The following is a 26,603-nucleotide window of genomic DNA, read 5'->3' on the forward strand; positions in this document are numbered from 1 at the left end:
TAATAATAAATTTTATGTAAAAATTAAAAAATAACTTTATTTTTTAAAGAGAACTCATTTTAATATAATATTGACGGAATTGTTATTTTTCTCCTATGTATGTTTCGTTAAATGATAAAAATTGAATTTATTTTAAGTAAAGGAGATTTCAGGTGAAAGAGCGTCCTCTGGTACTCGATGATGTAGATCGTAAAATTATTGAAGAATTGCAACGTAATGGCCGCGAGTCGTATAAGAATATCGCTCGTAAACTGGGTGTTTCCGATGGTACAGTGCGCTTGCGTACAGAGCGTATGATCAAAAATGACTATTTGAGAATTACAGCTTCCGTAAATCCGCTTTATTTTGAAAACAGCCTTATTGCCATGGTCGGTATAAACCTTGAAGAAAGAGCTAATCCTGAAATGATGGATAAGATTTCCAAGGTGCCTGGTGTGCAGTCTGTAATGAATGTTTCCGGTCGTTTTGACTTGCTTGTAGAGGTTTTTGTCTCTTCCAGGAATGCTTTCCGCCAGTTTCTTGTTGATGACCTTTCCGGAGTCGGCGGAATCAAATCCACCGAAACTTTCATGTTTCTGGAAGCAGTCAACAAATGGGCGGAACACAGGGAGTAGCATACGGCTGCTCCTTTTTAGGGTTTTAGAAATCTGATATTGCCGTTTTTGTAAGGATTGGTTTTTATCTGCCCGTTCGGGCACACTCCGCAGAACGAAGGATCTCTGCAGTCCGATTTTTGGGAGGGTCTGTCTCTGCGCTGCTGGATGAGTTGTATTATCTGTCTGCTTTTGCGGAGGAACATTTCGTCAACTCCAGGATGTGTTCGTGCCGGTGTCGGCAAGCTTTGTCGGTTACACTCAGCTGTTCATAGTCAACTGTTTCTTCTTCCTGCCTTTTTCCGTTTGCCTTGATCGCAGTGAAGCTTTGCTGCAGGTCTTTAATCCTGTGCGACCGTAACTCTCCCGCTGATTTACCTCGTCACTTTTCGGTATTGATGATATTCTTTGAGCTGTCAGGTCGGTGCCGCCGATACTGTTTGTTGTGTGGTCTGTTTGTTGAAGTTTCTTTTGCAGCCCTAATCTTCCGGATAATATTATGATTCATTATAAAAGAATCTTTTATCCTGCAGCAATTTATGTCAATATACGTTAAAGTGTGCGTTCTTAAAACTGTTTTTCTTTTATTCAGTTGATCTTCTATCGGTGGGGAATATGGCCAAGTTTTTTAGAATACGAAAGGGACAGGTCCTTCCATACAAGCTCCTTGTCTACATCTTAATCTGCAGCTCCTTTTTTACCGTTCTTGGAACAAGCCTTCAACTATATATGGAGTATCGCAGTGATGTTAGCGATATCAAAAAGGGATTCGGGCAGATTGAGCATAGTTACGTAAACACCATTGCAGCCAGTCTTTGGGATATTAATATTGACCATGTTAAAATCCAGCTTGAAGGAGCCCTTAAACTGCCGGGTATGCGTTACCTTGAAGTCGTTGAAATGTCCTTCGGTTCGGTTGATCCGGTGGCTTTCATCGGTGAGGTTCCGAAGGGCAAAAACGTCATTGAGAAAAGTTTTCCACTTATTCATATAATTGACGGCAAGAGTGTGGAGGTTGGACAACTGCGCGCTGTTGCTGACCTTGATAATGTGTTCAACCGCTTGAAAATGCGTGTTTTTGTGGTTCTGCTTACGCAGGCCGTCAAGACTTTCCTGGTGGCCCTGTTTATCCTTATGATCATCCATTATATGATTACAAGGCATTTGCAGACCATGGCCGAATACGTGCAGGAAATTGATATCAGCAACCTTGACCGGAAACTTGTGCTGAACCGGCGTAAAAGGCGTTCCAAGCCTGATGAAATCGACCGGGTGGCAGAGGCTTTCAATGACATGCGCCTCAACCTAATCCGGGATATTGCTGAGCGTAAAAAGGCCGAAGAAGCTTTGCGTCAGTCCAATATGATTGTCGAAAAAAGCCCTATGGTCCTATTCAAGTGGAAACATGAAAAGGGCTGGCCTGTTGAGCTGGTTTCGCAGAATGTTAGTCAGCTCGGTTTTAGTGCCGACGATTTCATGTCCGGTAAAATCAAGTATGGTGACATCGTTCATCCTGAAGATCTCGCAAAGGTCGAGGCCGAGGTGCTGGGATTTGTTGAGTCCGGTATGGATCATTTTAACCATGAGTACAGGATTATCGACCCCACAGGCCGGGTCTACTGGATTGCTGACAGCACAGTGGTTGTCAGAGATGAGGACGGTCAGGTCGCTTCATATATGGGAATTACTTATGATTTTACCGAAAAGAAAGCCGCTGAAAATGAGCTTGCCCGCCTGCGTAATCTGCTGAAAAATACTATTGATTCCATGCCTACCATTCTGGTCGGGGTTGATGAAGCTTTACGGATCAATCAGTGGAACAGGTCCGCTGAAGAGGAGACCGGCCTCAGCTATGAACAGGTGCAGGGTACACTGTTGCTGGATGTTTTTCCTCAGCTTAAGGTAGTCCTTGGTTTAATTCAGGATTCAGTTGAAAAGCTCGAGTTGCGTGAAAAGAATAAGATTCCGTTCAATACCGATGGGAATGTTCAGTATAAAAATATCAAGATTTACCCTTTGCTGGGTAGCGAAGACGGGCGTGGGGCAGTTGTCCTGATTGATGATGTCACCATGAAGTCGCGTCTTGAAGATATGATGATCCAGACCGAGAAAATGATGTCTGTCGGTGGGCTTGCCGCCGGAATGGCCCATGAAATCAATAATCCGCTGGGGGCGGTGCTTTCCGGTGTTCAGGGAACCGAACGAAGATTGTCTCCGTCTTTGAGGAAGAATGTGGAAGTAGCCGCTGAGCTGGGGCTGGATTTGAACAAGGTCCATCAATACATGGATAAACGGGGAATTCTCGGATACCTGCGTGGTATCAGTGATGCAGGCCGCAGAGCCGCAGCCATAGTTCGCAACATGCTTGAATTCAGCCGCAAGAGTGAATCTTCACGAACACAGGTTCAAGTGAGAGGAATACTCGAAAAGGCACTGAGTCTTGCTGAAAACGATTATGACCTTAAGAAAAAATATGATTTCAAGGTAATTGAAATACAGCGCGACTATGAACAGGGCCTGCCTCCGGTGAGTATCACTGAAACCGAGATAGAGCAGGTTTTTCTTAATCTTTTCAAAAATGCGGCTCAGGCCATGTCTGGAAAGGAATATGGTGAAGAGCGTCCGACCGTGACTTTGCGGACCCGCAGGGACGGAGATTTTGTGCGTATTGAGGTGGAGGATAATGGTCCGGGTATGGATGAAGATGTCCGTAAGCGGGTTTTTGAGCCTTTCTACACCACCAAGCGGGTCGGTCTGGGGACCGGGCTGGGGCTGTCTGTTTCGTATTTTATAATTACCCGTAACCATGAAGGTGAATTTCTTGTTGAGTCTGAAAATGGTAAGGGGTCGAAGTTCATTATTCGGTTGCCTGCGCAAACCCGGACAGAAAAAAAGATGTAACTGTTGTTTTTTATAAGCAGCAGCTTTTACGCGTGGGAGCTTTTCAGCAAGCCGGTCCTTTTGTATGAATTGTATTTCAGGAAATTGTTAAAGCAGCCCTTGGTTTTTTGTTTGAGTTGATATAATCATTCACATGTGACATAATAGATGTTTTGCCTTTCTGGAGGACTTTGATATGTCATTGTGGATTTGAAAAAGAGATAGCTTCTATTGAAATAATTAATTCGAAGGTCGTTCTTCTTAGGGAGAACGGCCCTTTTTTGTGATTTTGCAGTTTGGTAGATCGTTTCGGTAGTAAACAAATGATGATATTTTTTAAAAAAAAGGTTTCAGCATGGTTGTGAGTTGTAAGAATACTTAAAGTTATAAGGTGCTTTTCAAAAGGTATTAGTTGTTTATTTACTGTTGTATGTGGTGATATGTTTTATAAAATTAAGCAGTGTGTTTCATCATTTGTGTTTTATACAATCAGTATTGTTTAGACTAATAATTGTAATGTGTTTGTGTATTTTTAGTGCTAAATAATATATTGTTAAGGTATATGCTCTCTGTCTTGCTATTAGGTGAAAAAATGGTTAGGTTTTGTTCACAAAGTATAAATGCATTTTTAGAGGGGGATGCATAAGTCAGGCCTTAATCATTAGGGGGATTTTATATGGTTGCCAGTGTTGGGCTGAAAAGGCGTGTTTTGCGCGATGATGTTGTAGAGCATATCGTCGACAGCATTTTGAACGGATACCTTAAGCCCGGAGACAAAATTATTGAGACAAGGATTTCACGCGAACTGCAGGTTAGTCAGGGAGCGGTTCGGGAAGCTATAAGGGATTTGACTGCTCGTGGTTTTGTCGAAACCGAGCCTTACAAAGGTTCCCGGGTAAAAATTCTGTCCTCAGGCGAGTTGTACGAATATTATGCCGTAAGGAGTGAACTGGAGCCTTTGGCTCTGGGGTGGGGGTTTGAGCTTAACAGGATTGATGTTGATAAACTGGCGGATGCAGCTGAAAGAATGTTTTCCGGTGTAGAGGAAAAGGATATGACTGTCGTGGGGCAGGCTGATCTTGATTTTCACCGGACCATAATGGAATGCTCCGGAAATGGTTCACTTGTCCGCTCATGGGAAGTTTTGGCCAATGATTACTGGATGTTTTCTCTTGCCAAAGAACATTTTGAAAAGGGTATGGATCTTAGCGTGCATGCACGTGAACATCTGAAAATAGTGGAGGCCATTAATATCGGTGACCTTGAGTTGATGAAAGAACTGCTCAAAGACCACTTCTCACTTTAAGCTTTTTTATGATTAAGTCTTAGCGCATTGCTGCGGCTATTCTTTGTTCTTGCTTGCGATATTTGTTGTGCCGGGTGGAGCGGATAAATGATTTTACTCCCTTCACCCCGCTGATGCCTGCGGCAATATGCTTGGCTGCTATTGCTTCATTTACGCTTGCGACTCTGCCCATTAGTATTACATTACATTGTATCGACTTTACTGCGATGCTGGCACCCCATACTGAGTCGTCATTAAGCAGAGCACTTTTAACCGCCATCTGGACTATGTAGTCATCCGCCCTGCTGCATGCGTTTTCATCCTCTGCGAAGAGGTAGGTTGTCAGGGAGTTCACGTTTTTCTTTTTTCGGACAATTTTACGGATACGCTTGAAATCTTCCTTTTCATCATATTCACCGATTACATAAACATTTCCGTTGTAAGCATAGGTGCTCAGGTCCATTATGTTCAGTCCTGCAGTATTGAGAATGTCGCCCTGGATGCTTGTTTCCAGCATTTCGTCTTCAATTATGGTCTGGAACCCCCGTTCATCAGTGCTGATTGCATATGCATTATAAACCGACCCGACTGAAGATGGTATCATCATGGGTCCTGGTAAGGGGGGTATGAGTATTGAGGCTGAGCAACCGCTCATGCAGGTAATTGCCAGCAGAGCAAAGCAAGTAATTAGTGTCCGCATCTCGTCATCATCCTTGATTAGAGGTTCTGAGACCGGTAAAAGCAAAACACATGCCGTTTTGGCTAAAATATATTTATGTTAATAAATTTAATATCTTGGATGCTCTGTTCAGATATGTGTGTTTATTCATTATATGGGCCTGCCAATTTTTTGAAAGCTCTTTTTGCAATTGCGGGTTGCTTTTTATGAAATCGATTTTGTCAGGTATTTCAGCTGGAGTTGTAAAGGTGCAATGTTCAAGAAGATCTTCCGGGAAAATTGAAGAACCGGATGTGTTGTCACTGAGCAGGAAACCTCCTGTAGCCCACACGTCAAAATTGCGCTGAGTCAGGCCGCAGGGGAGTAGCGGACTGGTCATGTTAAGGTTGATCCCGGCGCCGGAATATATCCCCGGCAGGGTGGTGAAATAATCTATCGGCGGGCGCAATTCTGCATCAGGGAGGTATTTTTTCCAGCCATCATCGCCGAAAACAGTAAGATCCTTTCCTGCGTTTTGCAGTGCCAGAACTCTCCAGATCAGCCCCGATTGTTCCGCCTTGAAGCCTAAAGACCGTATTTCCCGGCCCGGCCAGAATTTTTCCAGTCCATCTTTTCCTGCCCACCATGCGAAATCCGGTTTAGAGTTATTCTTAATGGCTCTTAGAGCCGCTTTTTCATCTTCTGCATCAAAAGTACACCCGGAGAAGAAATTGTCTTTTGCCGGAAAGCTGGAGCGTCCCACGAAAACTGTGCGTTCATTAAGCTGTGGGTATGGTGGAACCTTGTTGTTGAAAATCTCTGGGTCTGTGGCAAGTGGCAGGTGGGTTACGTGTTTGGCGCCATGTTTTTCAAGGGCGGAAATGAACCAGTGGTCTGTTACAAACAGATGGATTTCACGCCAGTATGTTGATTTGATGCCGGAAAGGATATGGAAGGGGTTGTCCACCATCCAGACCGCAATTTTTACCCCGGCTTCGCGGAGCATAAAATAAGTTTCCCCTGCATTGTCCAGCCCGTTGAAGTTAATGCTCAGGACTAATTCTGGCAGTTCGCCGGTCAGTAGATTGAGCAGGTTTTTGCGCATTGCATCTGGATCGATAACCTTGTAAGAGAACCCCTCAACCTTGAAAGCGCGGCAGAGTTCCGGGATCAGCAGGGACTTATCGTCACCTGGAATCCATACGGTCTTGCTGCGATTTTTGTGCATGATTTCGGATCTTGCCATGGTGAGCCCGGCCAGCAGCGGTTCCCAGAATGATGGGAAGAGACGTTTACCGGGTGTGAAGAGTATTACCCTGAAATCAGACAGGTCCGGTGCTTCATTCTCACTGATTTGCTTAAATCCAGCCGGGATTGTATACCCGTCGGGCAGTTGTGCGGTTAGCGCGGGGCATTCTATGTAATATTTTTCTGCCTGCGGGAACATGTTCGCTGCCAGATCCGGTTCAGGACCGAGTCCTAGGAACAGGATTTTCCCCTTGCCGCCGAGGTCTTGAAAATATCTTTCTCCTTCGGGAAGGGATTGCAGCTGGCCTGCTTCGTTTTTTATGCGGATTCTTTCAGGGCGTTGCATTGCTTTACGATACTTGGCTTGCAGGCCGTAATAAGTTAATTTCCAGTCATCTTATAACGCAGTCGGTTGCAAATGTCTTTTGCGGATCACTGCGAAACTGAAATCAGATTATGAAACAATATCGCGATCATTATTTTAAAAGGGCCAAAAAGGAAAACTATCCTGCCCGTTCCGTATACAAGCTTCAGGAATTGGACAAGCGTTTCAAGGTCTTCGAAAAGGGCCAGAATGTTATGGATCTTGGGGCTGCTCCCGGTTCATGGACCCTTTTTGCCGCCAAGAAAGTCGGAGACAGCGGACGTGTGCTTGCAGTAGATATCCAGTCCACTGAAACCGTATTCCCGGATAACGCAACTTTCCTGCAGGCCGATGTATTTGAGGATTCACCGGAACTGCTGGCTGCAATGGATAAGCAGTTGCCGTATGACCTTATCATCAGTGACATGGCGCCCAAGACAACCGGGGTGAAGTTTGCCGATCAGGCTAATTCTCTTGAGCTTTGCGAACGTGCGCGTGACATAGTGCCCAGCAGGCTTAAAAAGGGCGGTCATTTTATCGTTAAAATTTTCGACGGACCTGACGTTAAAGAATATATCGATTCCTTGCGCAAGATGTTTTCCAAGGTAAAAAGATTCAAGCCGAAGAGCTGTAGAGAGGAAAGCAAGGAGTTCTTTATAGTCGGACTTGGCTTTCGCGGCGGAGAAGGGTAAGAAGACTGGTTCATTAAGCAGATGCGCTTCGCATTTTTGATTAAAAGATTTCGCTTTCGGCGGACAAAGGAGCTAAGTCCCTTTGGAATCTCTACCAGGGGTTTTATCTTTTATCTTTGACAGTTTTGCGTCCATGACGGCGAAGCCTTAATAAATGGGTTTAAGCCCCGGAGGGATAGCCGAGAGGCCCGCCGGAGGCATCATTATATAAATACTGTCCCATCAAAAAAATATAAGGCGGGACTTTGATATTCTCAGGAGGAAAAAATGGCCGGACATAGTAAATGGGCTAACATTCAGCACAGAAAAGGTAGACAGGACGCCAAGCGCGGTAAGATTTTCACCAAAATGGCCAAGGATATCATCCTTGCGGCCAAGGGCGGAGGCGATCCGACAATGAACCCCTCCCTGCGTCTTGCCATCTCCAAGGCAAAAGCAGTGAACATGCCCAATGATAAGATCGATACCGCTATCAAAAAAGGTACCGGTGAGCTGGCCGGCGGTGATATCGCTGAGGTCATGTACGAGGGATACGGTCCCGGCGGTGTAGCTGTGCTTATCGAAGCAGCAACCGACAACAAGAACCGTACTGTTGCTGAAGTGCGTCATGCTCTGGGCAAGGGCGGCGGCTCCATGGGTGAAGCCGGCTGTGTTGCATGGATGTTCGACAAAAAAGGCGTCATGGTCTTTGATGCTGAAGAATATACCGAAGATCAGCTGCTGGAAATCGGTCTTGAAGGCGGTGCCGAGGACGTAATCGCTGAAGACGATACTCTTGAAGTTCACTGCGCTCCCGAAGATTTCACCGCAGTTCAGAAGGCTTTTGAAGCAGCCGAGTGTGAAGCAAAAAGCTCCGACCTCGCTTTCGTACCTAAGAACCTCGTAGAAGTAGACGTTCCCACTGCCAAAAAGCTTATGAACCTCATGGAAAAGCTGGAAGACAACGACGACGTACAGAACGTACATGTCAACGCTGATTTTCCTGATGAGCTGATGGATGAAATGGAAGACTAGATGGGCGAATCCGGTATTGTAATCATCGGCATTGACCCCGGAACCCGCGTTACCGGCTACGGCATCGTGCGCGAGCTTTCCGGGCAGGTCACTCTTATTGATGCCGGGACAATCCGGACAGATACTAAAAAGCCCATGTGCTCAAGGCTTGGGGAAATATATTCCCGAATAGCCGAGCTTATAAAAGACCATTCACCGGATGAGGCGGCAATCGAAAATGCGTTTGTCGCCTCTAATCCGGCTTCGGCTCTTAAGCTGGGGCAGGCCCGTGGCGCGGCCATGGCAGCCTGTGCGGTGTCCGGTCTTGTCGTTTCCGGGTATGAACCAACCAAGGTCAAACAGAACCTTGTGGGCAGCGGAAGGGCGGATAAGTCTCAGGTCGCTTTCATGGTGGAACGTATCCTCGGGGTGAAAAACACCAAGTGGGCCAACGATACCACCGATGCTCTGGGCATTGCGATCTGTCATCTTAATGAACGAAGATTCGCAAAGGTAACCGGAAAATGATCGCCTATATCCACGGTAAGCTCTTAGAGGCCACAGATAAGTCCTGCATTATTCTCACTCCCGGCGGAGTCGGGTACGAACTTTTTTTGACTCTTTCCGCTATATCCACCCTGCCGGTCTCCGGTTCGGATGTTACTTTTTACGTTCATTCCGTGATTCGCGAGGACGCCTTTGATCTCTACGGTTTCCCCTGCTTTGATGACCGTGAGGTTTTCCGCACCCTTATTTCTGTCGACCGTCTCGGTCCCAAAAAAGCATTGGCGATCCTTTCCCAGTTCGGTCCCAAGGATTTGCAGGATCTCGTTTTCCGCGAGGATGTGAAGACCCTGTCCATCGTCCCCGGCATCGGTCCAAAGTCTGCGCGGCAGATTTTATGGTCCCTGAAAGACAAGATGGAGACTCTCAAGTCTGCTACTGTGCGTAGCGGAGCCTGTCCTGTGGAAGGTGACCGCAGTGAATTTCTTGATGCCCTTTCCGGTCTGCGTAATCTCGGTTACGGGGATGATGAAGTTCGTGATTTCCTCAAGGTCATTTTTGAGGATGAGCCCGATCTTGACGCCGGTGGAGCTATCCGCGTAGCTTTGAAAAAGATTTCCCAGAAAAAGTAATATCTCAGCAGGCAGTACCGGAATATGATGGAAAATAACGGTTCGGACGATCACATCAGACCGCAACGGCTGACCGATTTTATCGGTCAGGACGATCTGCGCGACAACCTCGATGTCTTCATTCAGGCTGCGCGCGGGCGCGGTAATGCTATGGACCATGCTCTTTTCTACGGCAACCCCGGTTTGGGTAAAACCACCCTTGCCCGGATTATCGCCTCCGAGCTGGGGGTCAATCTTATCTCCACCTCCGGCCCTGTTCTGGAACGCAGCGGTGACCTTGCAGCTATCCTGACCAACCTTTCCCGTAATGATATTCTTTTCATCGACGAAATCCACCGAGTACCCGCTACAGTTGAGGAAGTGCTTTATCCGGCCATGGAGGATTTCAACATCGACCTTATCATCGGGCAGGGACCAGCCGCCCGTACAGTGAAAATAGATCTTGAGCCGTTTACTCTAGTAGGGGCCACTACCCGTTTGGGGTTGCTCACATCCCCGCTGCGGGACCGTTTCGGCTGTATCTTCCGTCTTGAATTTTATTCCCCCGAAGAGTTGGCCCGAATTGTCATCCGCGCTGCCCGAATTTTTGATCTCAAGGTTACCGAAGAAGGTGCGTTGATCATAGGAAAGCGTTCTCGCGGCACACCCCGTATAGCAAACCGCCTCCTGCGCCGGGTGCGGGATTTCGCCACTGTGCATGGGGATGGAGTAGTCTCCGGCGAGCTGGCTGACATGGCGTTGAACAAGCTGGATGTCGATCCGCTCGGCCTTGACTATATGGACCGCAAAATCCTTTCTATTTTGATTGATCAGTTTGGTGGCGGTCCCGTAGGGGTAAAGACAATTGCCGTGGCCTGTTCAGAGGAAGTACGCACAATCGAGGAGATTTACGAGCCGTATCTTATCCAGTGCGGTTTCATGAAGCGCACATCGCGTGGGCGTGTTGCTACTGCACGTGCTTACCAGCATCTCCAGAAGACTGCTTCCGGGGGGCAGGGAAGTCTGTTTTAGAACTTCTGGAGTTTTATCTTTTCTTCCGATTTATATTTTCAATTTGATTTTATGATTCCGATGGCCGTTATTTGTTGATTTCAGTCTGTTATTGGAGGGAGAAAATGACTGTAAGAGTAAAGTTGATAATTGTTTTGACCTTGATTCTTGTCACAGCGTTTATTTCCCTCAGTCTTTTTAACTATAATGAGTCCCGTAAAAATATCCGTAAGGATATCGTTAATTCCTCACTTCCTTTGACCCGTGATAATATTTATTCCGAAATCCAGACTGTATTGATGCGACCTTTGTTCGTCTCATCGCTTATGGCGAACGATACTTTTCTCAAAGACTGGGCTGCAGGAGGGGAAAAGGATGTTTCGAAAATTAAAAGATATCTGGATGAGATTCAGGATAGATACGGATTTTTCACCGCATTTTTTGTTTCCGCTAAAACCGGAAAATATTATTATCCGGGCGGAGTTCTTAAAACCATTTCTCCTGAAGATGATCACGATGTCTGGTATTATGATTTCGTTAGCAGTGGCGAAAAACATGATTTGGATGTGGACTCCAATGAAGCTGCAGATAATATTCTAACTGTGTTCATCAATCACCGTCTGGTCAGTGAGAGTGGCGAGCTTTTGGGAGTTACAGGTGTTGGATTGAAAATGGACGATGTCTCCCGCTTATTGAAGTTTTTTTCTACAAAATACGGCAAGACCATTTTTCTGGTTGATAGAAACGGTCTGGTTCAGGCTCATCATAAAGTAGGCTTGATCGAGCAAATTAATCTAAGGCATATGCCGGGACATGGTAAAATCGCTTCTCAGGTTTTAAGTACTTCCGCAGAGCCCGCTACTTATGAATTCGAATTTGATGGAGATCGGATTTTTTTGACAGCCCGTTATATTCCTGAGTTGGAATGGCTTCTTATCGTTGAGCAAAATGAAAATGTATTGCTTGATGCAGCGCGGAAAAATTTTGTGAGAACCATTGTAGTCGGTGGTATTGCGACTCTTTTTATAGTGGTCCTGAGTATTCTTGTGGTCAATCATTTTCAGTTGCGTTTGGAAGATCAGGCCGAGTCTGATGAGTTGACCGGTTTAGGGAATCGGCGCTCTTTTGCACGAGTTTTTGAGTCCACTGTTTCGGGCCTAAAAAAGAAGCCCCGTCCTTTTTCTATTATTTTATTGGATGTTGACGGTTTCAAGCTGGTTAATGATAAAAGCGGCCATATAGAAGGAGACCGCATACTTAAGCAGATTTCTTCCATTATAAAATCTTCTGTGCGTGATTCTGATTTTTGCGCCCGCTGGGGCGGAGATGAGTTTCTCCTGCTGATCGACGGGGAAATAGATCTTGCCTTTGATGTGGCTGAAAGAATAAGAGAAGCTGTCAGCGGTGCAGGGAATGAAGACCTCTTAACCAGCGATTCCGGGGTAAAGGTCACAGTCAGTTGCGGGGTTGCCCGTTATACTGATGAGGATACCCTAGACTCCCTGATCGCAAGGGCGGATAAGGCTATGTATGAGTCTAAAATGCAGGGTAAAGATATGGTTATGAGAGGCTAAATGCTGTCTCTGAAATCGTATACGAAAGGTAGAGCTAAAACTTCCTGCGGACACATCTGCGTTTAAACACATCTAAAAAGTTAATCCACGTCCGGCACAATCTTACAAATATATCCGGTTAAAAGATCAAACAAATCCTTTTTTCGATTGTTGAAACGGAATTCCAGCTCCTTCAAATATAAAGGAAAGCGATGCGGGGATATCCCTTTGTAACGCTTGAAACGCTGACGGGCGAAATTCCAGAATTCTCCGCCCGAGATTTCAATGTGCGGGGTTATATCCGGGTATTTGCGGATATAATCCAGCGGCAGGGAGTCATCACCGCATAGTATCAGTGCATCATACTTCTGGTACCGGTCGGTGTGTATGATCGAACCATGACGGACTAGTTTGAGATGGAAATTGTGGTTGAAGTGAAATACAGATTCCGCAGTGATGTTCTGCATTAAATCTATGAATACCCAGCCGTTTTTTTCCATAATACCGAATACAGGTATAGTGCCGGTAGACTTCTTTGAAGGTACCCCGGTCAGCTTTTTGTTCTTGAGATGAGTGTGTAGACCGGTTTCGGGGCTTAGCAGTTGCTGGGCGTCAATTGCCTGCGCCAGAATTGCGAAACGCAGGGCCGTTATTGCCTTGTAAGTCGCGTTGTAAGAAAGTTCCAGATCAAGTGAAATGGCGTGGGCGGTGTGATCTTCAGCGAACATCTGGATTAATCTTATCCATTCACGGCAGGCTAGACCGCCGTTATTGATCCAGCGTCCGCTGAAATCCTGAAAGGTGTACTTGCAGGAAGAGCAGCGGTAGCGGTCACCGTTAAGGTTGTAGAGCTTATGCTCACGGCAGCGGGGGCAGAATGGTTTGCGGTCTCCCAATGCTTTGTGCAGCATAAATTTTCTGGCCTCCTCTTCTGAGGATGTCAGACGTTTCAGCTGCTCGTACCTGCTTTCGAATGCTGGGGGATCGGAATCCTCTATCCGCCTATGGCCGACATCTGTGTTACACATACACCTTCACTTCCTGATCTTTGTTCTAAGAGATGGTATCCCAGCGGTTTGTCGCGGGTTGCCGCAGCTATTACCCGGCGCAGTGTGTCATCGCCAAGCTTGGGGTTTCGTAAAATGTTACGCAGCCGGTATGTGCGGTCCGAGAAGAGGCAGGTACGCAGCTTGCCGTCGGAAGTAATGCGCAGCCTGTTGCAGGTGCTGCAGAAATGGGAACTTACCGGGGAGATTAAACCCAATCTGCCTTTGCCGTTTTCAATAGTGTACATGCGCGCGGGGCCCCGGTTCTCGGCAGTGCGTTTTACAGGGATCAGATTGGTTAACTGTCTGCCCTGCTCAAGAATATCGTCGGCGGACCAGAAGCGGCTGTCGGATTTGGTGTCGTCCCCCATAGGCATGAATTCAATGAAGCGTATGTCTATTGGGTGCTCCCGAGCGAAATCAATGAAGGATCCTAGCTCCTTGTCATTGATTCCTTTCATGGCCACGGCGTTGATTTTGATGCGTATTCCTGCAGACAGGCAGGCAGAAATAGCTGCAAGCACATCATTTAAATGATCTCGTCCGGTGACCTCGGCGAAAGTCTTGCGATCAAGTGTGTCCAGCGAGATGTTAAGCCTGCTGACTCCGATTTTTTTCAGTTCCGGCACCAGCGGCTCGATGAGTGTTCCGTTTGTGGTTATGCGTAGGTCCAGCTCCGGATGGCTGGACATGACCGAGGAAATGAAGCCCATAAATCCCCTGCGGGCAAACGGTTCTCCACCGGTCAGACGCAGTTTTGAAATATTCATGGAAGCAGCCAGATCCACCAGCCGCAACATTTCTTCATAGCGCAGGATTTCCGGGTGGGGGATGAATTTGAAGTCCTTGGTTACACAATACATGCAGCGCAGGTTGCAGCGGTCGGTAACGCTCAGCCTCAGGTAGTTTACAGTCCGGCCTATTTTGTCGGTAAGTATCATTTTAAAACCCCCAGACAGACAGTGTGCCCCGGCTGTAGCCTTCCTCTGCCGCCACAAAGTCCAGTGGCAGGGATTCAAGGTCATTGAGGGCTGGTATGGAAATCTTATCCAGTTTGCGGAAATCAGCAGTTTTCATATAAGTTTTGCAGGAATCGCAAACATCTACCCGGTAGCCGGGCGCTTCTTCCACAGTGAAAAATTTCAGATTGTCCGGGTTGTTTTCGTCGCAATAGGCACAAGCCATTCTGCGTACCCGGTATTCGGTGTGGCAGAAAGAACAGTTGGCGAAGCGGAAGCCCTGCTTGTGGTGCAGGGTATGCATGAAGGGAACGGAACCGCAGATGGGACAGTGCCCGTGGTTGCGAGGTGCGGGTTGTTCCAGTTCGAAATCCAGCTCGGCGGTGTCGGGTCTTTTGGAAGTGTCCGCTTCAAGCTCGGGCAGTTCTTTTGCCAGTGCAGCGGCAACAGTCTTTATGGAGGGAGTAAGTGCTGACTGGATGAGAAAACTAAGTGCACGCGGTGCCTCAGGCATTTTTTCCGCCCAGCCTAGAAAAAAATCGTCATCGGTTTTAAGGTAGGCGCTGAAAGCCTGTTTCAGGTCCAGTTTCCCGGAATTGATACTTTCGGTGATCAACAGGGAAGCTTCGGCGATGGGCCCTTCTTCTTTGCTGATCAGAAGGGCTATCTCTTCAATAAGCTTGCAAGCCTGTTTGTAATCATAAGTGAAGTCTTCACGGGCAAGCAGGGGGTGTCCCTGCAGGTTGCGGTCCGGGGAAGTGAGGTCAGTAGGTATCTCCGGGGCGGAGTGTTGCTGTGCCTCCAACTGGATTTCGGCAACGCTGGAAATCAAATTGACAAGTTCGTCCGGAAGGAAAGGCTTTTCCCGCAACTCGGAGATTTTTTTATCCAACTGTTCCCTGGCACTGCTGTAATCAAAACTCATTATAAAACACTCCTTAAGGACCCGGATGTAGGGTGGCCGGGTTGGTTTCATTCCTGTTAAAAAAAACATATGCCTTATCAGCTACAGCTGCATAGGAGTGCTAATTAGTCTTATTTTGGCACAAAGTCTAATTTATTATTATATAATGATTATTATGGAGTTCAAGGCATAATTGAAGTGAGCGGAAAGAATTACAGACCCTGGATTCGACCCCGGTCATTGTAGACCCAGAATCCGGTTTTGCTTATGTTGCCGATGAGGGTGATGCCTATTTTACGGGCCAGATCTACTGAGAAACTTGTTGCCACAGCTGTGGAAGCAAGTATGGGAACCCCGATGCGCACGGCCTTGAGCAGGATTTCGGATGCAACACGCCCGGTGGAGACGATCATTTTGCCGCCTGTTGGGACATCTTCAAGAAAACATTGCCCCACGATCATGTCGATGGCGTTATGCCGTCCGATGTCTTCGCGGAAATAGAGCATCTCTTCCGGTGTACACAGAGAGGAGTTGTGGCAGCCGCGTGTCTTTCCGTACAGGGTGGAGCGGGAGTGCAATTCATTGGCATGGGTCAGGATTTGCTCCGGGGTGACGATCAGTTTCGAGTTGATAGTCCGTTTTGATATGGTCGAGACATTGCGCCCGAAGTTGGTGCCTTTGCCGCACCCGGAAGTAATTGAATATTCGAGGACCCGTCCTTCCCAGGGATCGTGGCTGGTCTTGACATCGGCAATGATGCGGTCCTTGCCTTCTGTTATTTTCAGGTCGGTTATCTGGTCCCGTGAAGAAATATATGCGTCCGATTTCAAAAAACCGACAGTGAGGTAATCCGGATACCGGGCTGTGGTCAGCAGGGTTACTACTTCCCTGCCGTTAAGGTTGATGGTCAAAGGAATTTCAAGAATACTGCTGATTTCCTTTTCCTTGAATTCTCCACCGGAATATTCTTTTATTGTATAATTGAAGCTGTCTTTCATCATGTTCCACCTGATATATTTAACTCAGCATAGGGATAACAGACAATACGGGCAAGATCTTCTTTTTTGCGTCTGATTCAGCACATTTTCAGTGCAAAAACAGTTTAAGAATAAAAGTATAATTCTATCCATGTTGACATAGAGTATCCTTTCTGGTCTATATCTAAGCTGGTCACGATTGTTATCAAACGTGAACCTAATTAGCGGATGATCTGGATTTTTGAAATTTAAAACCGAGTTCTTTTTGGAGGAAAAATGAAAAAAATTAAAGTTTTACTTATTGCTATTGCCCTCGTTTCCCTGCTCGTTTCTCCTGGACTGGTCAAAGCTGAAACCCTGATGATGGCTACCACCACCAGTACGGACAACACCGGTCTTCTTGATGAACTGGCCCCAATGTTCCAAAAGGATACCGGCATTGAGTTGAAGTGGACTGCAGTTGGTACCGGTAAGGCTCTTAAAATGGGTCAGAACTGCGATGTGGACGTACTCATGGTACACGCTCCCGCAGCTGAAAAAAAATACGTTGATATGGGTGCGCTCAAAGACCGCCGTGAAGTTATGTACAACGATTTCGTGATTATCGGCCCCGCATCTGACCCTGCAGGCATTAAAGGTCTCCCCGTTGTGCAGGCCATGAAAGCTATCTCATCGTCCAAGGCTCCTTTCGTCAGCCGTGGTGATAACTCCGGTACCAACAAGAAAGAGATTTCTCTCTGGAAAGTTGCCGGTATGGCTGTTCCCGACAAAGCCCAGTGGTACATTCAGACTGGACAGGGTATGATCAAGAGTATCACCGTTGCTGAAGAGCGCGATGCCTACGTTATGACTGACCGTGGTACCTACATCAAGTACAGTGCCAATAAAAACGGTTCTCCTGAGCTGAAAGTTTTGGTTGAAGGCGATAAATCCCTTTTCAACCAGTACAGTGTTCTGGCTGTTAACCCCGCAAACTGCAAGAACGCCAAATACGAGTTGGCTACAAAGTTTTCCGAGTGGATGGCTTCTCCCAAAACCCAGAAAGCTATCGGCGACTTCAAGCTGCTCGGTAAAAAGCTTTTCATTCCTAACGCTAAATAGATCGTAATATAGAATGGAGCTTCATTGAAGCTCCATTCGTAAAAATATCTTTGCAATAAGCTTCGCTCTTGTTCTCCGCCAGCCCGTTTGCTATTAATTGAATTGCAATGAAAGGGGAGGCTTAATACTATATGGATTTCATTTTAAATGGTTTCTGGCAGGCATTCGTACTTTTGTTTTCCGCTGATCCAGAAACGTATTCCGCAATTTTTACAACCGTCAGTGTTACCACTATTTCCATCAGCGCAACCCTGATCCTGGGAGCGCCGTTGGGATTTCTGCTTGGTTATCACGAATTCCCCGGTAAAAAAACATTGCGCCTTATCTCCGATACCCTGCTGTCTTTTCCAACCGTTGTTATCGGTTTGCTGGTTTACGCCATGCTTTCCCGCAAAGGACCTATGGGCGAAATGGAGCTTCTTTTCACCATTCCCGGAATAGCTGTGGGACAGACTTTGCTCGGCCTGCCTATTGTCATCGCCATGATGGCTACTGCGGTGGAAAATCTTGACTTGCGCCTGAAGCAGACCCTGCTGACCCTTGGTGCATCGCACAGCCAGATTTTGCGTACAACACTTTGGGAGGCCCGTTACAGCCTTATCCTAGCCGCTGCAGCAGCCTATGGACGCATTGTTTCAGAAATCGGTATTTCCATGATGGTCGGCGGGAATATCAAGTGGCACACCCGGACTATTACAACAGCCATTGCTCTCGAGACGGGCAAGGGTGAATTCGCCATGGGGATTGCGTTGGGACTGGTCTTGATGATGATAGCTTTTACGGTCAATTTTTTTATGTCCGGTATCCGTAAAAGGGCAGGGCAGTAATGAAAGCATTGTACAAGCTGGAACAGGTCAGGCAGCGTTACAACGGGAGGCCTGTACTAAGCATTAGGGATTTTTCTATCAATGAAGGTTCAATTGTCGGTCTGGCAGGGCATAACGGAAGCGGCAAGAGTACTTTGATGCGCATGCTGGCTTTTCTGGAAAGTCCTGATTCCGGCAAAATATTTTATGACGGCAGTGAAGTGAAGGAACCGGCACTGTGGTTACGGCGTGAAGTTACCATGCTTACTCAGGAGCCGTATCTGCTTAAACGGTCTGTTGCCGCAAATGTCGCCTACGGCCTTGAATTGCGCGGTGAAAAGAATATTTCCGAAAGGGTCTGCGATTCCCTTGTCCGGGTTGGACTGGCCCCTGATAAATTTATGCATCGCAACTGGTTTGAACTCTCCGGCGGGGAGGCCCAGCGGGTGGCTCTGGCTGCGCGTCTGGTCTTGAATCCTCGGGTTTTGCTTCTTGATGAACCTACGGCCAGCCTGGACCTTGAATCCACCCGATTGATCCATGATGCGGCTGTTTCAGCCCGCGATGAGCAGGGGACGACCCTTGTAATTGTCAGTCATGATCATCTCTGGCTGGAAGATGTTTCTGATACGATTTTTCGCTTGGCGGACGGGCGTATGAACGACTAAGGGTGGCTTCTTATGATTTTTTTCGGCGCGGTATGTTTACCGCGCCTTTTTTTTGTTTTTGGGCTGACGTTTTTTTCAAGTGGATTTAGCCTCTTCAAGCTGTTATCCTGCCTTTAATCCCCGGAGCATGAGGAGGATACATGAAAAATTCCACTTTCAGGATCAAGAAGAAAAATGACCGCGATAGTCTGACCTCAGACATCAAAGACCATGTGATTTATTCCCTGAGCAAGGAAGTCAAAGACGCCAGCGAATGGGACGTGGGCAAGGCGCTGGCACTGGCGCTGCGCGACAGGCTGGTGGAGCGGATGATTGATACCCGTGACCGCTATCGCAAGGCCAAGGCCAAGCGTATGTACTATTTTTCTATTGAATACCTGCTGGGTCGTTGCCTTGGGAATAACCTGTGCAACATGGATCTTCTGGATATCTGTGGGGATATTTTCAAGGAGCTCGGATTTGATCTTGATGAGGTTCGGGCCAGTGAGCGTGATCCCGCTCTCGGTAACGGAGGACTTGGAAGGTTGGCGGCCTGTTTTCTCGATTCGCTGGCAACTCTCGCCCTTCCCGGTTGCGGCTATGGAATCCATTACGAGTATGGTTTATTCCGTCAATCCATCAGTAACGGATATCAGAAAGAATTGGCAGATTACTGGATGAAGAGCGGTATGCCGCTCCAGATTGCGCGCCCGGACCAGTCTGTGATCGTTCCGCTTTACGGCAGGGTGGAGAGCGCTGTCTCTCCCAGCGGTGAATACCTGCCCATGTGGGTTGACTGGGATGATATTATCGGTGTTCCATACGATATTCCAATAGTCGGTTACGGAGGTAAGACTGTTAATTACCTGCGGTTGTTTGCAGCCCGTGCGTCCGAAAATTTTGACATGGATATTTTTAACCATGGCGACTATATCAGGGCTGTACAGCGCAAAATTGAATCTGAGATGGTGTCCAAAGTTCTTTACCCCACTGAATCAGTCTCGTTCGGTAAGGAACTGCGTTTGGTGCAGGAGTACTTTCTCGTTGCCTGCGGTCTGCGTGATATTACCCGCAGGTTTTATGCCCAGAATAAAAATTTTCATGAGTTTGCCGATTACGTAGCCATTCAGCTTAACGATACCCACCCGGCTTTGACCGTGGTGGAACTGATGCGTTACCTTGTGGATGAAAAGCGTATTGACTGGGAGCGTGCATGGGAGATAACCCGCGCCTCCTGCGCTTATACCAACCATACCCTGCTGCCGGAGGCTCTTGAATGCTGGTCTGTGTCCCTGCTTGAAAAGGTTCTGCCCCGTCATTTACAGATCATCTATGAAATAAACCGCCGTTTTTTAAAACAGGTTAAAGGCAAGTATCCCGACAACACGGAAAAGCTGCGCCGCATGTCCCTGATATGCGAGGAAGGAACGAAAAATGTGCGCATGGCAAATCTTGCAGTAATCGGCTCGCATTCGGTTAACGGGGTGTCCGAACTGCATTCGGAGTTGGTCAAGACCCGGCTTTTTCCTGACTTTTATGAGTTGGAACCTGGAAAATTTAACAACAAAACCAATGGGGTCACACCCCGGCGCTGGCTGCTTAAGGCCAACCCCGCACTTGCGGAATTATTTATTGATATTCTCGGGAAGGCATGGATTACCGACCTCAGCGAGTTGCACAGGCTTGAAGGGCTGGTTAACGACAATGCTTTCCGGGAACGGTTTATGAAAGCCAAGCGGTCCAATAAAATTATCTTGGGCAATTATATCAAGGGAATGCTGGACATAGATGTATCGCCGGACTCCATCTTTGATATTCAGGCCAAGCGTATTCATGAATATAAGCGTCAGCTGCTTAATATGCTGCATGTCATTCATCTTTATCTTGAACTTGTGGATAACGATGTGGAACCTTTATGTGCCCGGACGTTCATTTTCGCGGGCAAGGCCGCTCCCGGTTATTGGGAGGCCAAACAGATCATCAAGCTGATCCATTCTGTGGCGGATGTGGTCAATAATGATCCCCGCGTAGAAGGTCTGCTCAAGGTGGCTTTTGTGCCTGATTACCGGGTTTCCCTTGCTGAGAAGATAATTCCTGCCTGCGATGTGAGTGAGCAGATTTCAACCGCCGGAACCGAGGCCTCGGGAACCGGTAATATGAAATTTGCCATGAACGGTGCTCTCACTATCGGTACCTATGATGGTGCCAATATTGAGATGCTGGAAGAGGTCGGTGCGGATAATTTTTATCTTTTCGGGCTGAAACAGGAAGAGGTGGAAAAAACATTGCACAGCGGGAGTTACCGTCCCCGTGAAATTTACGACCACAGCCCTGAAATACGGCAGGTGTTCAACGCATTGCTGGAGAACAGGTTTTCACACAAGGAGCCGGATTTATTCCGCTGGGTAGTGGATAAGCTGCTTTCCGACAATGAGCAGTATATGCATCTTGCCGATTTTAAAGCCTACATTTCAGCTCAGAGGCGTATAGATAAGGATTATGCGGATAAAGAACTCTGGGCGGGAAAGGCCATTCTGAATACTGCACGTATGGGAAAATTTTCAACTGATCGGACCATGCGCGAGTATGCAGAAGATATATGGAATATCAAGGCTGTAAGGTGATAAGTTAAGAGGACCGGTTAGCCCGGTCCTTTATTTATTTAACCTTTTTCAAACGCACGGCAGTACCGTAGCAGGAGTAGAATTTGTCGCCTTCCGGATGAAAGGAGACGGACTCCCGATAACCGACAATGGCATCTGCATTGGCGTCAATAGCCTGTGCAATGAGGCCGTAGAAAGCATTATCGAAATTGTAGCTTCTACAGACGATAAGGCCGAATGTGCCGAGGACTTCCCGGTTTGGAACTTCTTCTGTGGTCACTATTTTTACCTTGCCGCCGAGGTAAAGGGTGCGGGCCATGTCAAGACGCTGGTCTTTTTTGGCGTCTTCCAAGGACCTGCTTGGCTTGCGGCTGGGGCTTCCGAACATTAATGCCATATTTGAAATCCTTTTTTACAGTCAAAATTGATTGATGATTTCTGCCTCAAATATGAATTTATTTCAACTGAATGAATGCACTGATTACAGTTGTTTTGCATAAATCAGTCATAATTTTTTCCCAGCAGGGATATTTCAGCAAACAGCCGTTCAAGTTTTACGGATGTCTTTTCCAAGGCTTCACGGGCTTCTTGCATGAGGTCAGCTTTACAGGCTTTTTCCAACTCAAGCGTGGCTATGGCCAATTCCTGTGCGGAAATATTAGCGGCCGCTCCCTTCAGGGTATGTGCTTTATCTCCAGCTTCTTTGAGTTGCTTGTTTTGCAGCATGATTTGCATGTCTTTTTCAAAGTTGGCATTGTACTCCTTGAAGTTACGCAGAATACTCACCAGAATCCCCATATCTCCGCCGATGCGCTCCAATACCTCGTTGATATTTATTTCACGGCAGGCAGCTCCATCTTTTGTTACCTGTTCCTGTTGGTTTTGTCCGTCATTTTTCACGTGTTCCGCTGAGTTTTGCAGAGCTTTCTTTTTGAGCAGGTGAGCGCGGATGGTGCTGATCATCTGTTCTTTATCAATTGGTTTGGGAATGTAATCATCCATACCGGAGTTTAGGCATTTTTCTTTGTCACCGCGCATGGCGTGGGCGGTCATGGCTATGATGGGCAGGTCGGTCATCCCAAGTTCAGAGCGGATTTTTTTTGTAGCCTCGTAACCATCCATTTCAGGCATTTGAATGTCCATAAGAAGAATATCGTATTCAGTTTCCTGTACCATTTCCGTGGCGATTTTGCCGTTGGCTGCGGAATGAATTTCAATTCCTGTTGAAAGTAGAATCTGCTCTGCCACCTGCTGGTTGATGGGGTTGTCTTCAACCAGAAGCAGTTTGAATTCTTTAAATTCGTTTTCTACCTGTCTGGATGGTTCGTAAGAATATTCCTTGGGTATTTCGTAACCGAAGGTATCCAGAATTGAGTTGAACAGGGTCATCTGCTTGAGCGGTTTACTAAGCATCCGGTTGATTTGTGCCTTCTGGGCTTTTGCTAGTGCCGTATCCAGCTCGGTGGACGTAACCATCATGATTGGCAGTTCTTCTTTACTGTAAGTTTTGCGAATCTCGATACTTGCCTCATCCCCATTCATGCCGGGCAGTTTAAGGTCGAAGATAACCAGTTTAAACTGGTTATCCTTATTTTCAGCTATAAGCTTTAGCGCATTTTCCGCATCGACCACGCTGGTTGCCTGAAAGCCGAATTGTTTGAGATAGCGGACCAGTACGCTGCGCACAGCAAAGTTATCGTCTACAACCAGAACAGGGGTATTCTGCAATTCCTGTGGAAGTGCAAAATCTCTGGAGACATGTTCAGCGGCAACTTCGGGAGTTATGGTAAAGAAAAAAGTGCTTCCTTTTTCTGGTTTACTCCGGAACCAGATTTTCCCGCCCATGAGTTCTACAATACGTTTGGAGATGGAAAGTCCAAGTCCGGTTCCACCGTATTTACGGGTGGTTGATCCGTCTGCCTGCTTGAATTCCTCAAAAAGATGGGGCTGCACTTTTTCTGGAATCCCTATTCCGGTGTCTTTGACGGCGAAAACAATCTCTGACTTATGTGTATCTATCTTAGCTGCAGAGACGGTGATGATAATTTCTCCTTTGCTGGTGAATTTGAAGGCGTTGGCGGTAATATTGATTAGTACCTGTCGCAGGCGCAGAGGGTCGCCGATGATTCTTTGCGGCACTCCCGGCCTGATATCGATAACCAGTTCTGTCTGCGAGGCCACCATCTGTTCCACAAAGAGATCACTTATATCGTGAATGAGTTGATGCAGGTTGAAATTTACTTTTTCGAGACTGAGTTTTCCTGCCTCAATTTTAGAGAAATCAAGTATGTCATTGATCAGTCGCAGCAGCACCTTGCCGGAACTGATAATAATTTTTAAAAATTCACGTTGCTTGGATGAAAGATTAGTCTCCATGGTCAGGTCTGCCATACCTATGATGGCATTCATGGGGGTACGGATCTCGTGACTCACATTGGCCATGAATTCACTTTTGGATTTTGATGCGGCTTCAGCTTCATTCTTTGCCGTTTCCAGCTTGCGGTTGATTATTTTAAGTTCGCGGTAGCTGTTTTCAAGGTTCTTGTTGCTCTGATGTATTTTTTCCTGCAGCTGTCCACTGTACTGTTTGAGTTTGAGGTCCTGCTCTTCAATCTGCTGCAGCATATTGTTAAAGTTTTCAACGAGGCTCTTCATTTCTCCCTTACATTCAATCTGCACCCTTGAGCTGTAGTTTTTATCCAAGGAGATCTGCCGGGCTGTCTGACTGAGTTTCGCAATCGGGGAAATCAGAATCTTGCGCAGGGTCACGAACAGGGCCATGTTAATCAGGATAACCAGCAGCATGGTTCGCAGCAGGGAATTAAGCAGGGAATGGTACAGTTCATTATCAATGAATTTGGGGGACAGAAATATTTCCACAGCTCCTATGGGCTGTTTCATGATGGATATTTCCGCTTTTCGCTTTACAAAGTTGCCTATGGGCCAGGTGTTGAAATTAATTATTTCCAAATTTTCATTGCGTATTTTACCGGCAAAAACATTGTTGCCATTATCTTCCGTAACCAGAATGGCCTTGATGCGTTTATCATTCATCTCAGACAGCAGGATTCGGTTGATGGCTGCTTGATCAACGTTCCAGAGAGGTGTTATCAGTGATTCGGAAAGTCTTTCGGCCAGACCGTCGGCTTTCTGGTTCAGTTCTTTGAACATGTCACTACGCATGGAGCTGTAGTCGTAAGCTCCTGAAACAAAGAACGAAATGAGCGATATTGCTACAATAAGCAATCCGATTCTTGTCTGAACTTTATCTATTTTTAACAATTTCAATCCATTGGTGACAGGTTGGGAGTGTTTTCAATCCTGCTATAGATATAGACAACTGTTTAGCATTCCAGCATATTCAGTGCAAGGTAAACAGTTTATGCTGGTGGAAATTATTTGAATACGGGCAATGGACAAGCTTTGTTTCAGACGTTAGGTATTCAGCATTCCAAATATTTAAGGACGGACATGAATCAATGAAAATAGCCTTGTTGCAGCTCAATCTTACCGTTGGCGACCTTGAAGGAAATGTAGAACTCATTTTGAATGGAGTGAAGAAGGCCGCAGAGTGTGGTGCCGGACTTTGTGTCACTTCCGAGTTGGCTTTGACCGGTTATCCCCCGAGGGATCTTCTTCTTAATGCTGATTTTGTTTCCCGTTGCCGTGAAGCTGTTTTCGATATTTCCCGGCGCATGCCTGAAGGAGTTGCCCTGCTGGCAGGTGGAGTGGATCTTAACCATGAAGGTATAGGCAATCCCTTGCGCAATGCCGCATGGCTTATTGAGCGTGGCGCAGTCCCCAAGATTTTTTACAAGTGGCTGCTGCCTACATATGATGTTTTCGATGAACAACGTTACTTTGAGCCTGCTGAAGACGTTAATTTTTTTGAATTTGGCGGTTTAAAGGTCGGCGTGACTATCTGCGAAGACGTCTGGAATGATCGTGAAAACCATAGCGGGAAACGTTACGGCAGCAATCCTATCCCGGAAATTATGGAAAGAAAACCGGATGTGCTGGTCAACCTTTCCGCTTCCCCTTTCAGTATCGGCAAACAGAGAGTGCGCGAAAAACTTCTTGGTGATATTGCCGCAAAGTACAAAGTTCCCGTTTTTTACGCTAATCAGGTGGGCGGTAATGATGATCTGGTCTTTGACGGACGCAGCTGTGTTTTTTCCGCAGAAGGAAAGCTGGTGGCCAGAGGACATGGATTCAAGGAAGATGTGGTTATTGTCGAGTCCGGATGTGCGTCTTGTCCGGCTGGGCGTATTGAAGAAGATGATTTTTGTGAAGAAGCTGAAGCATGGCAGGCCATGGTGCTCGGCCTGCGGGATTATTTGGGCAAGACCGGATTCAGCAAGGTTGTGCTGGGGCTTTCCGGGGGAATTGATTCGGCCCTGACTGCAGCGGTGGCAGCCGAGGCCCTCGGGCCGGAAAATGTCACCGGGGTGCTCATGCCTTCCCCGTATTCCAGTAAGGGAAGTGTGGATGATTCCCTCAAGCTGGTAAAGAACATAGGCATCAACTGCACCACTATCCCCATTGAAAAGCTCATGGGACAGTTTGAAGAGGCTCTTGCTCCTACTTTTGAGGGGCTGCCCGCCAATGTTACTGAAGAGAACATCCAGTCCCGTATTCGCGGCAATCTTGTCATGGCGATCTCAAACAAAATGGGAGCGTTGCTGGTAACCACCGGAAATAAAAGTGAATTGGCCGTGGGGTACTGTACTATTTACGGTGATATGGCCGGAGGATTGGCTGTTATTTCCGATCTTTACAAGACCCTTGTCTTCCGGCTCTGTCTCTGGCTGAATGAACAGGGGCGTGGAGAAATTATTCCTGTCGCCATAATCGAGAAGCCGCCGTCCGCAGAACTTCGTCCCGGCCAGAAGGACGAAGACTCCCTGCCTCCCTATGATGTTCTTGACCGCATCATAGAACTGCGTGTTGAGGGACACAAAGCGGAGAGTGAAATTATCGCCGAGACCGGGTTTGATCCTGAAACCGTGCAGCATGTTCTGCGTTTGATCAGGATTTCAGAATTCAAGCGTAAGCAGGCCGCTCCGGGGCTTAAAATCACCTCCCGGGCTTTTGGTACCGGTTGGCGGATGCCTATTGCCTGTCGTTTTACCGGCTAGAAATTGTCAGGCAGGCGGCGGGATTCCTAT

Annotated in this window: 22 protein-coding genes; 14 read left to right on the forward strand and 8 right to left on the reverse strand. The window is 47.0% G+C overall.

Features of this window, described 5'->3' with window-relative positions:
* Positions 1–152 precede the first annotated feature (152 nt).
* The 3 genes from ACKU41_RS17830 (at position 153) to ACKU41_RS17840 (ending at position 4,779) form a co-directional block, all read left to right on the forward strand.
* Positions 153–614, forward strand: a complete 462-nt coding sequence (locus ACKU41_RS17830; protein ID WP_319778829.1) for an Lrp/AsnC family transcriptional regulator — start codon at positions 153–155, stop codon at positions 612–614.
* Positions 615–1,208: 594 nt separating this feature from the next.
* Positions 1,209–3,494, forward strand: a complete 2,286-nt coding sequence (locus ACKU41_RS17835) for an ATP-binding protein (RefSeq protein WP_321402749.1) — start codon at positions 1,209–1,211, stop codon at positions 3,492–3,494.
* A gap of 655 nt (positions 3,495–4,149) precedes the next feature.
* Entirely contained in the window at positions 4,150–4,779 is a 630-nt protein-coding gene (locus tag ACKU41_RS17840) for a GntR family transcriptional regulator (protein WP_321402750.1), read from the forward strand.
* A gap of 19 nt (positions 4,780–4,798) precedes the next feature.
* On the opposite strand, the gene ACKU41_RS17845 is transcribed toward ACKU41_RS17840, so the two are convergent.
* A complete protein-coding gene (locus ACKU41_RS17845; protein WP_321402751.1) occupies positions 4,799–5,365 on the reverse strand; it encodes a BON domain-containing protein in 567 nt (188 codons plus the stop codon).
* 166 nt (positions 5,366–5,531) lie between these two features.
* Entirely contained in the window at positions 5,532–7,010 is a 1,479-nt protein-coding gene (locus ACKU41_RS17850; protein WP_321402752.1) for a DUF3880 domain-containing protein, read from the reverse strand.
* Positions 7,011–7,120: 110 nt separating this feature from the next.
* On the opposite strand from ACKU41_RS17850, the gene ACKU41_RS17855 reads away from it, so the two are divergent.
* From ACKU41_RS17855 to ACKU41_RS17880, 6 genes are all read left to right on the forward strand, one after another.
* Positions 7,121–7,720, forward strand: a complete 600-nt coding sequence (locus ACKU41_RS17855; protein WP_319778834.1) for an RlmE family RNA methyltransferase — start codon at positions 7,121–7,123, stop codon at positions 7,718–7,720.
* Positions 7,721–7,987: 267 nt separating this feature from the next.
* A complete protein-coding gene (locus tag ACKU41_RS17860) occupies positions 7,988–8,734 on the forward strand; it encodes a YebC/PmpR family DNA-binding transcriptional regulator (protein WP_319778835.1) in 747 nt (248 codons plus the stop codon).
* Positions 8,735–9,241, forward strand: coding sequence for a crossover junction endodeoxyribonuclease RuvC (gene ruvC / locus ACKU41_RS17865; protein WP_319778836.1), 507 nt, complete (start codon positions 8,735–8,737; stop codon positions 9,239–9,241).
* Positions 9,238–9,849 carry a Holliday junction branch migration protein RuvA gene (gene ruvA / locus ACKU41_RS17870; protein ID WP_321402755.1) on the forward strand — a complete coding sequence of 204 codons (612 nt, stop codon included), beginning with the start codon at positions 9,238–9,240 and terminating at the stop codon, positions 9,847–9,849. The genes ruvC and ruvA overlap by 4 nt, the downstream gene beginning before the upstream one ends.
* Before the next feature lie 24 nt (positions 9,850–9,873).
* Positions 9,874–10,860: a Holliday junction branch migration DNA helicase RuvB gene (ruvB, locus tag ACKU41_RS17875; RefSeq protein WP_319778838.1), complete on the forward strand. Its 987-nt coding sequence runs from the start codon at positions 9,874–9,876 to the stop codon at positions 10,858–10,860.
* 104 nt (positions 10,861–10,964) lie between these two features.
* Entirely contained in the window at positions 10,965–12,413 is a 1,449-nt protein-coding gene (locus ACKU41_RS17880; protein ID WP_321402757.1) for a sensor domain-containing diguanylate cyclase, read from the forward strand.
* Between the two features lie 80 nt (positions 12,414–12,493).
* Here the strand turns inward: ACKU41_RS17880 and ACKU41_RS17885 are convergent, their stop codons facing one another.
* The 4 genes from ACKU41_RS17885 to fdhD form a co-directional block, all read right to left on the reverse strand.
* Positions 12,494–13,420 (reverse strand): transposase, encoded by a 927-nt coding sequence (locus ACKU41_RS17885; protein ID WP_321402759.1) that lies wholly within the window; start codon positions 13,418–13,420, stop codon positions 12,494–12,496.
* Positions 13,387–14,379 (reverse strand): GTP 3',8-cyclase MoaA, encoded by a 993-nt coding sequence (gene moaA, locus ACKU41_RS17890; RefSeq protein ID WP_321402760.1) that lies wholly within the window; start codon positions 14,377–14,379, stop codon positions 13,387–13,389. Before moaA ends, ACKU41_RS17885 begins: the two co-directional genes overlap by 34 nt.
* A 1-nt stretch (position 14,380) precedes the next feature.
* Positions 14,381–15,322 carry a formate dehydrogenase accessory protein FdhE gene (locus ACKU41_RS17895; protein ID WP_321402762.1) on the reverse strand — a complete coding sequence of 314 codons (942 nt, stop codon included), beginning with the start codon at positions 15,320–15,322 and terminating at the stop codon, positions 14,381–14,383.
* Positions 15,323–15,513: 191 nt separating this feature from the next.
* Positions 15,514–16,302, reverse strand: a complete 789-nt coding sequence (fdhD, locus tag ACKU41_RS17900; protein ID WP_321402764.1) for a formate dehydrogenase accessory sulfurtransferase FdhD — start codon at positions 16,300–16,302, stop codon at positions 15,514–15,516.
* Between the two features lie 252 nt (positions 16,303–16,554).
* On the opposite strand from fdhD, the gene ACKU41_RS17905 reads away from it, so the two are divergent.
* The 4 genes from ACKU41_RS17905 (at position 16,555) to ACKU41_RS17920 (ending at position 21,456) form a co-directional block, all read left to right on the forward strand.
* Positions 16,555–17,379 carry a substrate-binding domain-containing protein gene (locus ACKU41_RS17905; protein WP_321402765.1) on the forward strand — a complete coding sequence of 275 codons (825 nt, stop codon included), beginning with the start codon at positions 16,555–16,557 and terminating at the stop codon, positions 17,377–17,379.
* Between the two features lie 131 nt (positions 17,380–17,510).
* Positions 17,511–18,206 (forward strand): ABC transporter permease, encoded by a 696-nt coding sequence (locus tag ACKU41_RS17910; protein WP_319778846.1) that lies wholly within the window; start codon positions 17,511–17,513, stop codon positions 18,204–18,206.
* Entirely contained in the window at positions 18,206–18,853 is a 648-nt protein-coding gene (locus ACKU41_RS17915; RefSeq protein WP_319778847.1) for an ABC transporter ATP-binding protein, read from the forward strand. The genes ACKU41_RS17910 and ACKU41_RS17915 overlap by 1 nt, the downstream gene beginning before the upstream one ends.
* Positions 18,854–18,993: 140 nt before the next feature.
* On the forward strand, positions 18,994–21,456 hold the full coding sequence (locus ACKU41_RS17920) for a glycogen/starch/alpha-glucan phosphorylase (protein WP_321402767.1): 2,463 nt from the start codon (positions 18,994–18,996) through the stop codon (positions 21,454–21,456).
* Between the two features lie 34 nt (positions 21,457–21,490).
* On the opposite strand, the gene ACKU41_RS17925 is transcribed toward ACKU41_RS17920, so the two are convergent.
* Positions 21,491–21,832 carry a hypothetical protein gene (locus ACKU41_RS17925; protein WP_319778849.1) on the reverse strand — a complete coding sequence of 114 codons (342 nt, stop codon included), beginning with the start codon at positions 21,830–21,832 and terminating at the stop codon, positions 21,491–21,493.
* A gap of 104 nt (positions 21,833–21,936) precedes the next feature.
* The gene (locus ACKU41_RS17930; protein ID WP_321402768.1) at positions 21,937–24,717 is read right to left on the reverse strand and encodes a response regulator; all 2,781 of its coding nucleotides are present in this window, start codon (positions 24,715–24,717) and stop codon (positions 21,937–21,939) included.
* A 197-nt stretch (positions 24,718–24,914) separates the two neighbouring features.
* Between ACKU41_RS17930 and ACKU41_RS17935 the strand changes: the two genes are divergently transcribed.
* On the forward strand, positions 24,915–26,573 hold the full coding sequence (locus ACKU41_RS17935; protein WP_319778851.1) for an NAD+ synthase: 1,659 nt from the start codon (positions 24,915–24,917) through the stop codon (positions 26,571–26,573).
* The last annotated feature ends 30 nt before the right edge of the window (positions 26,574–26,603 follow it).

The organism is Maridesulfovibrio sp. (assembly GCF_963678865.1).
Classification (GTDB): domain Bacteria; phylum Desulfobacterota; class Desulfovibrionia; order Desulfovibrionales; family Desulfovibrionaceae; genus Maridesulfovibrio.

Excerpts from the sequence above, each read along its gene's own strand:
- moaA (WP_321402760.1), bottom strand. The coding sequence starts at position 14,379 with ATGATACTTACCGACAAAATAGGCCGGACTGTAAACTACCTGAGGCTG.
- ACKU41_RS17860 (WP_319778835.1), top strand. The coding sequence starts at position 7,988 with ATGGCCGGACATAGTAAATGGGCTAACATTCAGCACAGAAAAGGTAGA.
- ACKU41_RS17840 (WP_321402750.1), top strand. The coding sequence starts at position 4,150 with ATGGTTGCCAGTGTTGGGCTGAAAAGGCGTGTTTTGCGCGATGATGTT.
- ACKU41_RS17850 (WP_321402752.1), bottom strand. The coding sequence starts at position 7,010 with ATGCAACGCCCTGAAAGAATCCGCATAAAAAACGAAGCAGGCCAGCTG.
- ACKU41_RS17880 (WP_321402757.1), top strand. The coding sequence starts at position 10,965 with ATGACTGTAAGAGTAAAGTTGATAATTGTTTTGACCTTGATTCTTGTC.
- ACKU41_RS17845 (WP_321402751.1), bottom strand. The coding sequence starts at position 5,365 with ATGATGATACCATCTTCAGTCGGGTCGGTTTATAATGCATATGCAATC.
- ACKU41_RS17855 (WP_319778834.1), top strand. The coding sequence starts at position 7,121 with ATGAAACAATATCGCGATCATTATTTTAAAAGGGCCAAAAAGGAAAAC.
- ACKU41_RS17910 (WP_319778846.1), top strand. The coding sequence starts at position 17,511 with ATGGATTTCATTTTAAATGGTTTCTGGCAGGCATTCGTACTTTTGTTT.
- ruvB (WP_319778838.1), top strand. The coding sequence starts at position 9,874 with ATGATGGAAAATAACGGTTCGGACGATCACATCAGACCGCAACGGCTG.
- ACKU41_RS17885 (WP_321402759.1), bottom strand. The coding sequence starts at position 13,420 with ATGTGTAACACAGATGTCGGCCATAGGCGGATAGAGGATTCCGATCCC.
- ACKU41_RS17905 (WP_321402765.1), top strand. The coding sequence starts at position 16,555 with ATGAAAAAAATTAAAGTTTTACTTATTGCTATTGCCCTCGTTTCCCTG.
- fdhD (WP_321402764.1), bottom strand. The coding sequence starts at position 16,302 with ATGATGAAAGACAGCTTCAATTATACAATAAAAGAATATTCCGGTGGA.
- ruvA (WP_321402755.1), top strand. The coding sequence starts at position 9,238 with ATGATCGCCTATATCCACGGTAAGCTCTTAGAGGCCACAGATAAGTCC.
- ACKU41_RS17920 (WP_321402767.1), top strand. The coding sequence starts at position 18,994 with ATGAAAAATTCCACTTTCAGGATCAAGAAGAAAAATGACCGCGATAGT.
- ACKU41_RS17935 (WP_319778851.1), top strand. The coding sequence starts at position 24,915 with ATGAAAATAGCCTTGTTGCAGCTCAATCTTACCGTTGGCGACCTTGAA.
- ruvC (WP_319778836.1), top strand. The coding sequence starts at position 8,735 with ATGGGCGAATCCGGTATTGTAATCATCGGCATTGACCCCGGAACCCGC.
- ACKU41_RS17925 (WP_319778849.1), bottom strand. The coding sequence starts at position 21,832 with ATGGCATTAATGTTCGGAAGCCCCAGCCGCAAGCCAAGCAGGTCCTTG.
- ACKU41_RS17915 (WP_319778847.1), top strand. The coding sequence starts at position 18,206 with ATGAAAGCATTGTACAAGCTGGAACAGGTCAGGCAGCGTTACAACGGG.
- ACKU41_RS17835 (WP_321402749.1), top strand. The coding sequence starts at position 1,209 with ATGGCCAAGTTTTTTAGAATACGAAAGGGACAGGTCCTTCCATACAAG.
- ACKU41_RS17895 (WP_321402762.1), bottom strand. The coding sequence starts at position 15,322 with ATGAGTTTTGATTACAGCAGTGCCAGGGAACAGTTGGATAAAAAAATC.